Below are 13,262 nucleotides of genomic sequence, written 5' to 3' on the forward strand. Positions count from 1 at the left end.
CACCTATTGTGCAACCTGATTTCACAAGCTCTTCCGAACGAAATCCTCATCCAAACCAGAAAATTCCAGGTTGACACCTGCAAAAAAGTATGCTACACTGTTGGCCATGAAAGAGCTTTCATGAAAGCTCTTTCAGTATTCATGTTGATTGCATGAATACATACGCCCCAGAAAATCCAGGCATACGATTTTATCAGAAACGTTTTGTTGAATGTCTTCAACAATTTACGATGTCGCCTCGCGTGCAGGCGTGAGCATCGCTACGGTTTCGCGCGCGCTCAATGCGCCGCAGACGGTGCATCCGGCCACCCTGCAGCGAATCCAGGAAGCGATCGACGCGCTCGGATTCGTGCCCAAAGCCGAAGCGTCGGCGCGTGCACGGCGCATCCATCGTCAGATCGGAGTGTTGGCGCCTTTTTTCATGCATTATCCGTCCTTTACGCAACGACTGCGCGGGGTTTCAAGCGCATTGTTGGACACCGGTTTCGAGCTGGTCGTATACAACGTGGATACGCCGGAGCACGTGCGCAGCTATTTGCACACACTGCCGATCACGCGACGACTGGATGGGCTCCTGATCATCTCGTTGGTGTTGAGCGACGAGGAAGCGGCGCGTCTGGTGAAACATGGACTCCCTACGGTGCTCATCGAAGGGTCGCACCCAAGCCTGCCCGCTGTGGAAATTGACAACGTCGAGGGCGGGGAGATTGCAGCCGAATATCTCCTGGCCAAAGGACATCGGCGCATCGGCTTCGTCGGCGGCGACCGGCAGCTTCCCGGGTATGCGATCGGCACCAGCGCACTTCGATTTCGCGGGCTTGCAAAGGCCTTGGAGCGGCATGGCATTGCGCCGATCCTGCCCAGTTTCGCCCCTCAGACGGCGTCGCATGAGGAAGCGCGGCGACAGGCGCTCGATCTGTTGCAGCAGCCGGAGCCGCCCACAGCGATCTTTGCAGGCAATGACACGTTGGCGCTCGGCGTGCTCAAGGCGGCGCGAGAGTTGGGGATGCGAGCGCCGGAGGACGTCGCCGTATTGGGCTTTGACGACGCAGACTTCGCCGAATACATCGGGCTGTCGACCGTTTCTCAGTCTCTCGAGGAGTCTGGACGCCTGGCCGTAGAAATGTTGCTCTCGATGATCTCCGAATCTTCGCGAAGCAGTCGCCGCATTCGGCTGCCGCTGCAGGTCATCGAGCGCGAGACAACTTGAGGGTCGTCTATTCAAACGCCGCCGCCGTTCTGCAGCGGATTGGAAAGGCGTCGCTCTCCTTATCGGTTAACCTCTGGAAATTTCCAGGTTAGCAATATAGGTTTTTCGCTCAACTAGCATCAAAAGGAGAATGTCACTATGAAACGGCGATTTTTAGCCATATGGAGTCTGCTCCTCGTGCTGTCCATGGTGTTGGCGGCATGCCCTGGGCAACCGGCGCCTACGCCGACGGCGCCTCCACCCCCGCCTGCCCAGGAAGCCACCCCCGCAGCGCCTGCAGCGACCGAAGCGCAGCCGGCGGCGCCTGCACAGGAAGGCGTGGTGACGCTGACGTGGGTGGGGCCCGGCCCGGGCGCTGAATTCGAATTCCGTCGGCAGCAGGCGGAGCGCTGGAATGCGGCGAACCCTGACATCCAGGTGCGCCTGATCGAGGGGCCGGTCTCGGCGACCGACCGCATCGGCCTCTATCTGCAGGCGTTCCAGGCGCAGTCCGCAGACATCGACATCATGCAGATCGACGTGATCTGGCCTGGCGACCTGGCCGAGCACCTGATCGACTTCTACGAGTACGAGGGCGTCGCCGAGGCGGTGGCGGGCGACTTCCCGGCCATCGTGCAGAACAACACGGTCGATGGGCGCCTGGTCGGCCTGCCCTGGTTCACCGACGGCGGCCTGCTCTACTATCGCACCGACCTGCTGGAGAAGTACGGTTTCGATGGCCCGCCGCAGACCTGGGACGAGCTGGAGCAGATGGCGCAGACGATCCAGGACGGCGAGCGCGCCGAGGGCAACCAGGACTTCTGGGGCTTCGTGTGGCAGGGCGCGCCGTATGAAGGTCTGACCTGCGACGCGCTGGAGTGGATCTATTCCAGCGGCGGCGGCACCATCGTCAGCCCGGACAAAGTCATCACCATCAACAACCCGGCAGCCGCCGAGGCTTTGGATCGCGCCTATAGCTGGATCGGCAAGATCACCCCGCCCGGCGTGACAAGCTTCATGGAGGAAGAATCGCGGCGCGTTTGGCACGGCGGCAACGCAGCCTTCATGCGCAACTGGCCCTACGCCTATGGTCTCAGCCAGGGTGAGGACAGCGCAGTGAAAGACAAATTTGACGTCACTGCACTGCCTGGCAAGGAGGCCGGCATGAGCGCAGCGACGCTCGGTGGCTGGCAGGTCGGCGTGTCGAAATATAGCCGCAACCCGGAGGCGGCGGTCAAACTGGCCCTGTGGCTGACCTCGGAGGAGGAGCAGAAGGCCCAGGCGCTCAGCCCCTCTTCACTGATCCCGACCAAGGTGGCTTTGTACTCCGATCCGGACATCGCCGAGCAGCGCCCCTTCATGCCGCGATTGTTGCCGGTCTTCACCAGCGCAGTTGCTCGCCCGTCGACGGCCACTGCGCCGAAGTACAACGAGACGTCCAACATCTTCTTCTCCAACGTCTTTGAGGTGTTGACCGGACGCATGAGCGGTGCAGACGCCGTGGCCACCATCGAGCTGGATCTGCAAGATCTGCTCGGCTTCCCCGTGGGCGCACCGTAGGAGATTCGTTTCGAGTTCACCGATCCTGACGAAAGTTCCGTTCTCGACGCCTTTCCTCGCCGGAAGGCGTCGAGAACCCTCCCTCACCGCCAAGCATGTCGAGTCGATCTGTGCGTAAGAGCCTTTAGGCAAACGACGCCCTCTTCGACATCGGACTGACGCCAAGGGCGCGCGTGAGGGATCGACATCCATGCAATTGTCGCCAGCTTCAGAGTCTAGTGAGAAGGAGCATCGACTATGGCCAGACAAGGCGGCAGTGATTTGGCCAGACGAGAACAGCGGTTGGCCTATTGGTTGCTAGCGCCGACATTTATCATTTTGCTGGCGATCGCCATTTACCCGCTCTTCTCGGTCTTTTACACCAGTTTCACGAACAACGTGTTCGCCAGCGCGGCGCCTACTGAGTTTGTCGGTTTTCAGAACTATCAAAGACTGCTCAGTATGACAATCCGGCAGCTTCCGCCCAGGCTGGATGAAGCTGGACGACCGATTGTGGATCCAAACACCGGCGCCGTGCAATATGAGAGCGCCGTCACAGTGCTCCCGCGCGAACCGATTCGCTTTCGCCCCGTCACACAGTTCGACCTCTTCGGGACGCGGTATGTGCTGGGGGCGACCGACCCCAATTTCATCCGCGCCGTCTGGGACACGATCGTCTTTGCCGTCGCAACCGTTTTTCTGGAACTGGTGTTGGGGATGATCGTCGCCCTGATCGTCAACGCCAACTTCAAAGGGCGCGGCTTCATGCGTGCGATCATCCTGATTCCGTGGGCGATCCCAACGGCTGTCTCTTCACAGATGTGGGCCTATATGCTGCAGCCGAACCGCACGGGGTTTTTCAACACCGTCTTCTGGTACCTTGGCCTGGGCAACGGCGAGATCCCCTTCCTCTCCGACCCGGCGTGGCAGCTGCCCTCGATGATCATGATCGATGTCTGGAAGACGACGCCGTTCATGGCGCTCTTGTTGCTGGCCGGCCTGCAACTCATCCCCGGCGACATCTACGAAGCCGCCGACGTCGACGGCGCCGGCCCCGTCCGACAGTTCTTCCAGCTGACGCTGCCGCTGCTGAAAGGCACCATCGCCGTTGCCCTGGTCTTCCGCACGCTCGATGCGCTGCGCGTCTTCGATCTCTTTCAAATTGTACTGGGGCAGGCGCGCTATTCGATGGCCAGCTTCACCTACTATGAACTGATCCAGAACCGTCAAATGGGGTACTCCTCGGCCAGCAGCGTCGTGATCTTCCTCGTGCTTTCCGTCTTTGCCGTAACCTACATGCGCAGTCTGGGGGTGAAGTCCGATGACCACTAAAATGAAACGGCGCATCAATCGCATCTTGCTGTGGGTGTTGATCGTGCTCATGGCGGTGTGGATGCTCTTTCCCTTCTACTGGGCGATCAACTCCTCGTTCAAATCGGAAGGCATGCTGGCGATGACGCCGACCACCTTCATTCCTCGCGACCCGGTGACGCGAGAGGTTTCTTTCTTCACGCGCAACTACGAAGCCGTCTTTACGAACCAGGCCTTCCTGCGCGGCATCGTCAACAGCGTCATCGTGGCGACTTCGGTCACGCTCCTGTCGCTGGCGATCGGCTCGTTCGCCGGCTTTGCGCTCGGCAAGCTGCGCTATCGAGGCAAGACCGCCACGTTGTACGTCATTTTGGCGATGACGATGTTCCCCGCCATCGCCGTGCTCACCGGCCTCTACGCCATGATCAACAACCTGGGCATTCCGCCGATCCCCAGCATGATCATCACCTATATGCTCTTCACGCTGCCCTTCACCGCCTGGGTGTTGACGGCTTTCTTCCGCGAGCTGCCCACAGAAATTTTCCAATCGGCGCAGGTGGACGGCGCTTCGCCTTTCCAGACCTTCTACATGATCATGTTGCCGCTGACGGCGCCGGCGTTGGTGACGACCGGCCTGCTGGCCTTCATCGGCGCCTGGAATGAGTACCTCTTTGCGTTGACCTTCACGTCGATCGCTCCCGATGCGCGCACGCTGCCCGTGATCATCGCCAACTTCCCGTCGCAGTTCTCCAGACAGATTCCCTTTGGGGAGATCATGGCGGGCGGCATCGTTTCGAGCGTGCCGCTGATCGCACTGGTCTTCATCTTTCAGCGCCGCATCGTCGCCGGCCTGACCGCCGGCGCCGTCAAAGGCTGAGGCTCTTCTCCCTGGTTCTCTCACTCGATTTGATAGACTCTGGCCTCGTAGGGCCGGAGTCTATCCTTGTGCGTCTCCTCTGGATAGTTTCCGATCAGCGCTGCGCCCGCCGAGGCATGGCGCACCGTGCGCTCACTCAGGTTCAGCGCGACTTCGTACGTTCGCCCCCCAAGGCTGCGCCGATAGACGAACAGCTCCTCCGGCGCTTCGACGGGAAGAAACTCACCGTAGATCAGAGCGGGCGTCGCCTTGCGCAGCGCAATCATACGGCGATAGTAGTGAAAGACAGAGTTCGGATCGGCGAGACTGGCCGCCAGGTTGATCTCTACATAGTTCGGATTGACGCCGATCCACGGTCGCCCGCGCGTGAAACCGGCGTTTGCCTCTGCGCTCCACTGATAGGGAGAGCGGCCGCGATCGCGAGATTTCGCCCGCACCTCTCGAAAGGCCGCCTGCGGATCGACGCCCGCCGCCACCTTTTCTCGATAAAGGTTGACCGTTCCAACGTCGTTGTACGCTTCGATCGCATCGTAGTAGGCGTTGGTCATCCCGATCTCTTCGCCCTGGTAGATGAAAGGCGTGCCTTCAAGCGTCAAAAGCAGGGTGGCGAAGAGCTTGGCCGACTCCTCGCGATAGCGCGTCTCGTCGCCGAAGCAGGAGACAATGCGCGGCTGATCGTGGTTGCTGAAAGCGAGGCCCACCCAGCCGCGGCCATGCAAGCCGAGCTGCCAGCGCGTCAGGATCTCCTTCAGTTTCTGCTCGTCCCGACCCACCGTGTTGTAATAGTCGGTGTGCTCGAAAAGAAAGGCCATGTTGAGCTCGCCGCGCGCCGGCGCCGAGACGGCGATGGCGTCCTCGATCGTCAAGGCGGCGCATTCCCCCACCGTCATGATGTCGTAGTGCGCAAACACGGCGCGATTCAGCTCCTGCATGTACTCGTGAAAACGCGGCCCATTGCAGAAGTGTTGCAAGGAAAAGACATAGCGCCCCTCCCCTGGATTGTCAGGCAGGCCGGGGGCTTTTGAGATCAGATTGATGGCGTCCAGCCGAAAGCCGTCGATCCCTTTTTCCAACCACCAGCGCACGATCTGCTGCACTTCGCTGCGCACGGCAGGGTTTTCCCAGTTGAGGTCGGGCTGCTGAGGCGAAAAGATATGCAGATAATACTGTCCGGTCGTTGCATCGAACGTCCAGGCGGACTGGCTGAAATGGCCCGCCCAGTTGTTCGGCTCGCGTCCATCTCGGCCATCGCGCCAGATGTAATAGTCTCGATAGGGATTTGTGCGGGCGCGACGGCTTTCGACAAACCACCGATGTTGGTCGGAGGTGTGGTTGACGACCAGGTCCATGATCACCCGCATCCCGCGGCGATGACACTCCGCCAGGAGACGCTCCAGGTCGTCCATCGTTCCAAATTTAGGGTTCAGGGCGAAATAGTCGCTGATGTCGTAGCCGTTGTCCACCTCCGGCGAGGCGTAGATCGGGTTCAGCCAGAGCACATCGACGCCCAAATGGTGCAAAACATCGAGTTTTTCGATGACGCCGGGCAGATCGCCGACGCCGTCGTCGTTGCTGTCATAAAAGCTTTTGGGGTAAATCTGGTAGACGACTGCTTCCTTCCACCAGCGCCGAAATTCGCTCATCGTTCGCCTCTCCACTGCTGCAACAACACCAAGCCCACAAAAACCGGCAACTTCAGCATGCGCCGCCAACGCCAGGGCTGCGTGATCAGCCGATGCAGCCACTCCAGATTGTTTCGTCGCATCCACACCGGCGCACGTGGGGCGACGCCTGCCACAAAATCGAATGCGCCGCCGACGCCGATGGCCACCGCCGCCGGCAGCGCATGGCGCCGCCGATCGATCCAAAAATCCTGGCGCGGATGCCCGTAGGCGACAAACAGAATGTCCGGCGTCGCCGCTTCCAGTCTCGACCGAATCGCCGGCCATTCGGCCTCGGCGGGGCTGCCTGCATAGCAGCCGGCGACCTGCAGCCCCGGGTAGCGCGCCGCCAGGATCGCTGCAGTGCGCTCGGCGACGCCGGGCGCAGCTCCTAGAAAATAAACGCGCCACCCGCGCTGCGCCGCCCGTTCACAGATGTACGCAACGCCGTCCGAGCCGGTGACGCGCTCGCGTAGAGGGCGGCCCATGCGCCGCGCCGCCCAGAGCACGCCGGCGCCGTCGGGCACGCGCAGATCCGCGCGCGCCAACGTCGCCGCAAACGCCGGATCGCGTTGCGCGTCGACCAGAAACTCCGGGTTGACGGTGCAGATTTGACGGCAGGGAACGCCGACGCCCCCGGACGCGCGACGCTGCATCACCCACGCATCGATCAGATCGAGCGTAAGCGCAAAATCGACGCAGTCGATCGCCACGCCAAGGATGTTCACCTGTGGAGGGCGCGCGAAGTCAATCACGGCGGACGTCTTCAACTCTCAGCGGGTGGGCTTATTTTGGACGCCGTCCCTCTTCAGCGGCTTCCAACAGAACGGCCAGCGTCTCGCGGGCGGCCTTCTCCCAGGAGAAGCGTTTCACATTGGCGTAGCCCGCCTCGATCAAGCGTTGACGCAGCGCCTCATCCTGGCTCAGGCGCAGCATCGCGTCGGCGATGGCGTCCACGTCGGTCGGATCGACCAGCAGAGCGGCGTCGCCAGCGATCTCGGGTAAAGCAGAATTGTTCGATGTCAACACAGGCACTCCATAGCTTTGCGCCTCCAATACCGGGAGGCCAAATCCTTCAAACAAAGACGGAAACGCAAAAAAAAGCGCGCCCTTCAGCAAGGCGGGCAACGCTTCGTCCGGAACATAACCGAGAAAACGCACCGACCGGCCCAGCCCCATCGCTGCAACCTGTTCGACAAGACCTTCGGTCATCCAGCCGGAAGCGCCGGCAAACACGAGGTCCCACGTCGCCTCTCCGTTGTGAGCGATCTGTTGATACGCCTGCACCAGTCGCGCAATATTCTTGCGGGGGTGAATTGTGCCGATGAAGAGCGCATACGGACGTTGCAGGGCATAGCGGGCGCGCACGGCTTGCATCTGCTCCGGAGCGACGGGCGCCGACTGCGCAGGCGCTTCGTGGATGACTCGAATCCGATCCGACGGCGTTTGGTACAGCACCATCAGATCCTTTGCCGTAGCCTGACTGACGGCGATCACTTTTTGGGCCGCGCGCACGCTCCAGCGCGTTGTGAGTTCCAGATAGAGCCGTTGCTTCCACGGATGCCCTTCGGGAAAGATATGATAGCCGAGATCATGCACGGTGACCACACAGGCGGGCAGACGGCCGATCGGCGCCACGAAGGGAATCACATGCGCAGGCACGAAGAGCACATCGGGGGGACGCTGCGTCACCTCGCGCGCCAGCTTGTGATGCGTCCAGAGGCGACGCGCAGGCAACACGCACATCTCCACATGAACATCATCTGGGAAATGCGCCGTCAATCTGGAATCGACGTCGGCGGCGTCCGTATAGAGGCGCCATCGATGTTCAGAAGCTTCTTTCAAGCCTAGCAGATGACGGATGATCTCTAATGAATAGCGCTCCGTGCCGGTGCGGCGTGCACGCAGCGCACGCGAAGCGTCAACACCGATGAGCATGAGGTCATGCACAGATTTTCGCCTGCAGCCCGTTGTTTTCAGAATCTTCCATTGCGTGTATACTAACTTTATGGACAAGTTGCGTCAATTCGACGCCGCATCCGAAAATAGCGCTTCGTCTAATGTTCGGTCGTTGCATTCTTCGACGCCTGTCATGATGCAAGCAGTTTTCCGACGGCAGAGGCGCCGGTTAGACAGTTTTAGAAAGCGTCGGCGCGTTTGAGCATGATCTCGGCTCCGTCTTTGCTCAGCAACAGCCTTTGGGTGCTAGGGCTCGCCGGCGTGTTGGCAACCTTCAGTTACATGAGCTGGCTGCGCGGCGTTCGACGATGGTCCTGGCGCTATACGCTGAAGACGCCTGTATTTCTAACGCCGTTCACCTGTTCACTCTTTTTGTTCAGCGGCGGCATTGCACTAACGGGCCTTTTCTCCGGAGCGCCCACACCGTGGTGGCAAACGATCGCCTGGAGCGTACTGACGTTGTTGTTTGGAGTCCAGACGCTTGCCTACGCATGGACGGGTCGCCAGGGCGGTTGGGATGCTCCCATTGAGGGAAAGAACAATCATGAGTAACGATCCGCTGAAAAACTGGCAACTGGAAAAAAGCGACGAACCTCTTGAGCAGTGGAAATTGCAGGATGCAGAGCAGGCCGCCAGCCACCTGCAGCTTCAGGAAACCGGCGCCACGCCTCCGAACTGGCAGCCCGTCGAGTATCAACGCGCAGCCGCCCGCTCCGGCCGCAACTGGATTCTGCCTTCGATCGTGATTGTGGCGCTCCTGGCCGCGCTGGCATACGTCGCCTTTATCGCCTTCAACAATCTGGGGTTGACGCCGCTGACCGGCTTCGAGCCGTCTGGTGCGCCGACGACCGCACCAACCCCCGACCAGGCTGCAGCAGTCATGCCCACAGAAACGCCTACCCAAGAGCCGACGCCCACGCCCGAACCTCCTACGCCGACGCCGGAGCCGCCCACCCCGACGCCCGCCCTGATCCTCACGCGCATCGGCGTGGTCAATGACCCGGCCGGCGTCAACGCCCGCCGCGAGCCTTCGACGACCGCCCCGATCATTCGCTTACTCAACAACGGCGAGCGCGTCACCATCGTGCGCCAGGAAGGCGATTGGCTGCTGGTGATCCTCCCGGAAAATCAGGCGGCGTGGGTCTGGGCGGAATTTTTCGACCAAAGCGTGGGCGAAGAAAAGACGCTGGCGGAATGGAACGCCATTCTGACGGGTGCGGGGCTGCCGCCGGTGACGCCGGAAGCCGGCGTCGAGCCTGCGCCTGCTGCGGAAACAGCTGCAACTCCCCTGACCGCAACCGTGATCGCCGATCCAGGAGCCACGCTGCGTCTCGAACCCGCCCTGCAGGCGCAAGTCGTCGGCGAGGCGCTGCTCGGCGCTGCATTGACCGTTTCAGGCCGCACCGACGCCGGCGACTGGCTGCTGGCGACGCTTCCCGACGGCCGCCGCGGCTGGATTTCCGCAAGCCTGGTCTCCGTCGGGGGAGACATTGCTGCGTTGCCCGTGCAACCTTCCAACATCATCATTGCGGAAGGCCTTGCGACGCCGACCCCGGTTGCAGCGCAGCCGGAAACGCCCACAGGCGCGCCATCCTTCACGCTCGAAATCAACAACGTAATTCCGCCGGCGCCCTACACCAACACCATCCCAACCGTTGGTCAGGCGATCGCCATCTCCGACACCGTCGGCGTGCGTGCGCGCACGGCTCCCTCGCTGGAAGCAGCCGTCGTGACGGTGCTGCCCAACGGCGCCGTGCTGCCGGCCGTCGGGCGTTCCGCCGACACGCAATGGATTCAGATCGTCCTGCCGGACAACCAGCGCGCATGGGTTTTTCGCGGCGTAGTGGTCGTCTCCTCGAACATCGACGACGCGCCCATCGTCGGCGCCGATGGACAACCTGTGGAGCCGACGCCCTCGCCCGCAACGCCAGGGGAGCCGACGCTGACGGTGAGAAGCCTGCTCGGCGCCAATATCCGCTTGGCGCCGAACAACGAAAGCGAGCCGATCGAGACCGTCAGCATGGGCGCCACTTTCCCGGCCATCGGGCGCACCGAGGATGGGAGCTGGATTCAGGTGCGCCTGGCCGATGGAACGACCGGCTGGGTGTTGGCAAGCACGTCGGAACTGAACGTCGATGTGACGACGCTGCCGGTGACGCAGTAGCGGCTCCCATCATGACCGATCTGCGCCTGCGCACCTGGCTTTGGGCCTTCCTCCTCATGAGCAGCGGCGTCGTGCTGCTGCTCTTTGAATTTGGGCTGCTGGCATCCTACACGCCGCAGCTTCAATATCTTCTCGCCGTGGCAGCCGTCTTTGGCGCCATTCTCTTCTTTGGCGGCTTCGTAAGAAATCCCTCGGAGTGGTGGCGCGTGCTGCCCGGCTGGACGTTGCTGGCGCTGGCGACCCTTCTCCTGCTGAGCACCCTCGAAGTGGACCGTCGCTGGCTCGGAGCGATCGTTTTCGCAGGGTTGACGCTCGGGTTCACCCATATCTACCTGACTCAGCGCAGTGAACGCTGGTGGGCGCTGCTCACCGCCGGCTTTCTGGGCGTCTTCGGCCTGGTCATCGGATTCAGCGCCTGGTTCCACCGGGTGGAGTGGATGGCGCTTGTTCTCTTCGGCGGGTCGGGCGCCGTCTTTTTTCTGCTCTTCCTGTTGCATCGTCGTCAATGGTGGGCCGTGCTTCCCGGCGGCATTCTCTGGATTTTTGCGGCGCTGCTCGCCGTGCGCAGCGAAGGCGGCGAGATGGCCCCCCTGCTGCGCTGGTGGCCGGCGATGTTGATCGTCGCCGGTCTGCTGATCGCTTTATGGCCTCGAGGCGCTTCACGGGCGGAGCGGCTGGAGATTCATCATGCTCCAACTCGGAGACAACGAAGCGACGCCGCCACAACGCGAGCGGCGACGTCGACGTCTGTTTATGGCTATACGAAAAACGCGTCGGGGAGCGCCGTCGAAGTGCTGCCCGACCCCGATGAGTAGGAGAACATCGCATGAGCAGTCCGGTGACTATTTCGCTCGTCCAGATGGATTGCAAGCGAGGCGAACCAGAACGCAACTTCGCCTACGCCGCCGAAGCGATCGCCGAGGCGGCGCGGCGAGGCAGCGACCTTGCGCTGTTGCCGGAGCTGTGGAGCACAGCCTATGCCCTGGAGGCTGCTCCCACATTGGCCTCGCCCCTCGCGCACGATCCCTCTGAAGAAGGGTGGTTCGCGCGCCTCGCCGCGTTGGCCGCCCACCACGGCCTGTACGTCGGCGGCTCCATGCTGGAGGCGAAAGAAGGGCGCTATTACAACTGCTTTGCACTCTACGGGCCGGACGGCGTCCTGTGCGCCGCCTATCGCAAGGTGCATCTCTTCCGGCTGATGGACGAGGAAAAATACCTGGCGCCCGGCGAGCAAAGGGTCTGCCTTGACCTGCCATGGGGCAAAACAGGGCTGGCCATCTGTTACGACCTGCGTTTTCCAGAGCTACTGCGCAGCTATGCGCTGACCGGCGCGCGGCTGCTGTTGATCCCCGCCGAATGGCCGCATCCCCGCCGCGAGCACTGGCGCACGCTGCTGCGCGCCCGCGCCATCGAAAACCAGTGCTTTGTGGCCGCCTGCAATCGGGTGGGAACGACCGGGACCGCTTCCTTCTTCGGGGCCTCCGCCGTCATCGACCCGTGGGGGGAAACGCTGGTGGAGGCCGGAGAAGTGGAAACGCTGCTGACGGTGACTATCGACACAACGCTCGTGGACGAAGTGCGGCGGCGCATTCCCGTGTTCGAGGATCGACGACCCGAGCTGTATTGAACCAAACGGCGGCCTACAGATGCGTCGTCCCGCCGCTCAGCGTCGAAACGGGCTTTCGTCGCTCCACACCGGACCGGCGGGATCGCCGCCGACGCGCAGGACGCCGTCGCTGGGGCCGCCAGGAGCGTCGGCGCTGTCGGCGATGGTCGTTCCCGCGCCTTCATCGAAATGATAGAGTGCCGCCGTGTAAACGTCGGGGACAAAAGGCGCAGTCGGAGGTTGGAAGACGGCGGTGTAGCGCACCGTCGTCGAAATTCGCAGCTCATCTAGCCAGCCATTGAAGGAGGGGTACTCCGGGCCGGCGTCATGCTTCTCAGCGCCAAGCACGATGTAGGGATCCCAGGGATAGTCCGTGCTGCGGCCGTTGCGATAGCTTGCATCGCCCGCTGCACCGACCGTAAAGCCATCCGGCTGCCCATCGACGAAGATCGCCATTTCTCCGCTCAGGCTTCGCGTCACGGCCACATGGCGCCACCGCCCGTCGGCCACGGTGCGCGCCCCGCATAGGGTGGTTCCCTCATCGCCTACGCTCAGTCCAAAGGCGATGGCGCCGTTGTTGAGTGCAATGCCAAAGTCGCCGTAATCGCCCGCAAAGTAAATGTCCCGGTCAAAGAAGATGTTGCCGGTAATCCATCCGTCGTTGACGTCGCATGCGACGCTGCCCATGTTGACGCCCGGCTCCGCCTTGATCCAGAACTCAATCGTAAAGTCTGTGGCGCCGACGTCGGCGGGGCGTTCCGGCGCGTCGATGGGTATCGTAATGCGATCGATGGCGTCGCGACCGTTGCCGAAGAAGCGCACGGAGCTTCCCACGCTCGTAGTCGAGGCCTCGGCGCCTGCGGGTTCAGGAGAAGGCAATGCAGAAGCGTCGGTGGGCGTCGGTTCAGGTGAAAAAGTCGGTTCAGAGGAGGGAATCGTCGGCGCAGCGCTGGAGG

At 61.9% G+C, this 13,262-nt stretch carries 12 protein-coding genes; 8 read left to right on the top strand and 4 right to left on the bottom strand.

Going from position 1 to position 13,262, the window contains the following annotated elements; genetic code table 11:
- The first annotated feature begins 211 nt into the window (after nt 1-211).
- From Q0367_RS13025 to Q0367_RS13040, 4 genes are all read left to right on the top strand, one after another.
- Nucleotides 212-1,210 (top strand): LacI family DNA-binding transcriptional regulator, encoded by a 999-nt coding sequence (locus Q0367_RS13025; protein ID WP_297631849.1) that lies wholly within the window; start codon nt 212-214, stop codon nt 1,208-1,210.
- A gap of 138 nt (nt 1,211-1,348) precedes the next feature.
- Nucleotides 1,349-2,749 carry an ABC transporter substrate-binding protein gene (locus Q0367_RS13030; protein WP_297631851.1) on the top strand — a complete coding sequence of 467 codons (1,401 nt, stop codon included), beginning with the start codon at nt 1,349-1,351 and terminating at the stop codon, nt 2,747-2,749.
- A 237-nt stretch (nt 2,750-2,986) separates the two neighbouring features.
- Nucleotides 2,987-4,060, top strand: a complete 1,074-nt coding sequence (locus tag Q0367_RS13035) for a carbohydrate ABC transporter permease (RefSeq protein ID WP_297631854.1) — start codon at nt 2,987-2,989, stop codon at nt 4,058-4,060.
- Nucleotides 4,050-4,916 carry a carbohydrate ABC transporter permease gene (locus Q0367_RS13040; protein WP_297631859.1) on the top strand — a complete coding sequence of 289 codons (867 nt, stop codon included), beginning with the start codon at nt 4,050-4,052 and terminating at the stop codon, nt 4,914-4,916. The genes Q0367_RS13035 and Q0367_RS13040 overlap by 11 nt, the downstream gene beginning before the upstream one ends.
- 20 nt (nt 4,917-4,936) lie before the next feature.
- Here the strand turns inward: Q0367_RS13040 and Q0367_RS13045 are convergent, their stop codons facing one another.
- Genes Q0367_RS13045 through Q0367_RS13055 form a run of 3 tightly spaced genes read right to left on the bottom strand, consistent with a single transcriptional unit; the run spans nt 4,937 to nt 8,527 of the window.
- Nucleotides 4,937-6,559, bottom strand: a complete 1,623-nt coding sequence (locus tag Q0367_RS13045; RefSeq protein WP_298982713.1) for an alpha-glucosidase — start codon at nt 6,557-6,559, stop codon at nt 4,937-4,939.
- Nucleotides 6,556-7,332 carry a WecB/TagA/CpsF family glycosyltransferase gene (locus Q0367_RS13050; RefSeq protein ID WP_297631864.1) on the bottom strand — a complete coding sequence of 259 codons (777 nt, stop codon included), beginning with the start codon at nt 7,330-7,332 and terminating at the stop codon, nt 6,556-6,558. The genes Q0367_RS13045 and Q0367_RS13050 overlap by 4 nt, the downstream gene beginning before the upstream one ends.
- A gap of 31 nt (nt 7,333-7,363) precedes the next feature.
- Nucleotides 7,364-8,527, bottom strand: a complete 1,164-nt coding sequence (locus Q0367_RS13055; protein ID WP_297631867.1) for a glycosyltransferase family 1 protein — start codon at nt 8,525-8,527, stop codon at nt 7,364-7,366.
- 207 nt (nt 8,528-8,734) lie between these two features.
- On the opposite strand from Q0367_RS13055, the gene Q0367_RS13060 reads away from it, so the two are divergent.
- The 4 genes from Q0367_RS13060 to Q0367_RS13075 are packed head-to-tail and all read left to right on the top strand — an operon-like array spanning nt 8,735 to nt 12,327.
- Nucleotides 8,735-9,088, top strand: coding sequence for a hypothetical protein (locus Q0367_RS13060; RefSeq protein ID WP_297631870.1), 354 nt, complete (start codon nt 8,735-8,737; stop codon nt 9,086-9,088).
- Nucleotides 9,081-10,700: an SH3 domain-containing protein gene (locus Q0367_RS13065; RefSeq protein WP_297631900.1), complete on the top strand. Its 1,620-nt coding sequence runs from the start codon at nt 9,081-9,083 to the stop codon at nt 10,698-10,700. The genes Q0367_RS13060 and Q0367_RS13065 overlap by 8 nt, the downstream gene beginning before the upstream one ends.
- An 11-nt stretch (nt 10,701-10,711) precedes the next feature.
- Complete coding sequence (locus Q0367_RS13070) at nt 10,712-11,515, top strand: hypothetical protein (RefSeq protein ID WP_297631904.1); 804 nt, start codon at nt 10,712-10,714, stop codon at nt 11,513-11,515.
- Nucleotides 11,516-11,526: 11 nt separating this feature from the next.
- A complete protein-coding gene (locus tag Q0367_RS13075; protein ID WP_297631917.1) occupies nt 11,527-12,327 on the top strand; it encodes a carbon-nitrogen family hydrolase in 801 nt (266 codons plus the stop codon).
- 36 nt (nt 12,328-12,363) lie between these two features.
- On the opposite strand, the gene Q0367_RS13080 is transcribed toward Q0367_RS13075, so the two are convergent.
- Nucleotides 12,364-13,262: LamG domain-containing protein (locus tag Q0367_RS13080; RefSeq protein WP_298982717.1), on the bottom strand; the 899-nt coding region annotated here is incomplete at its 5' end.

This window comes from uncultured Caldilinea sp. (assembly GCF_937128415.1).
Classification (GTDB): domain Bacteria; phylum Chloroflexota; class Anaerolineae; order Caldilineales; family Caldilineaceae; genus Caldilinea.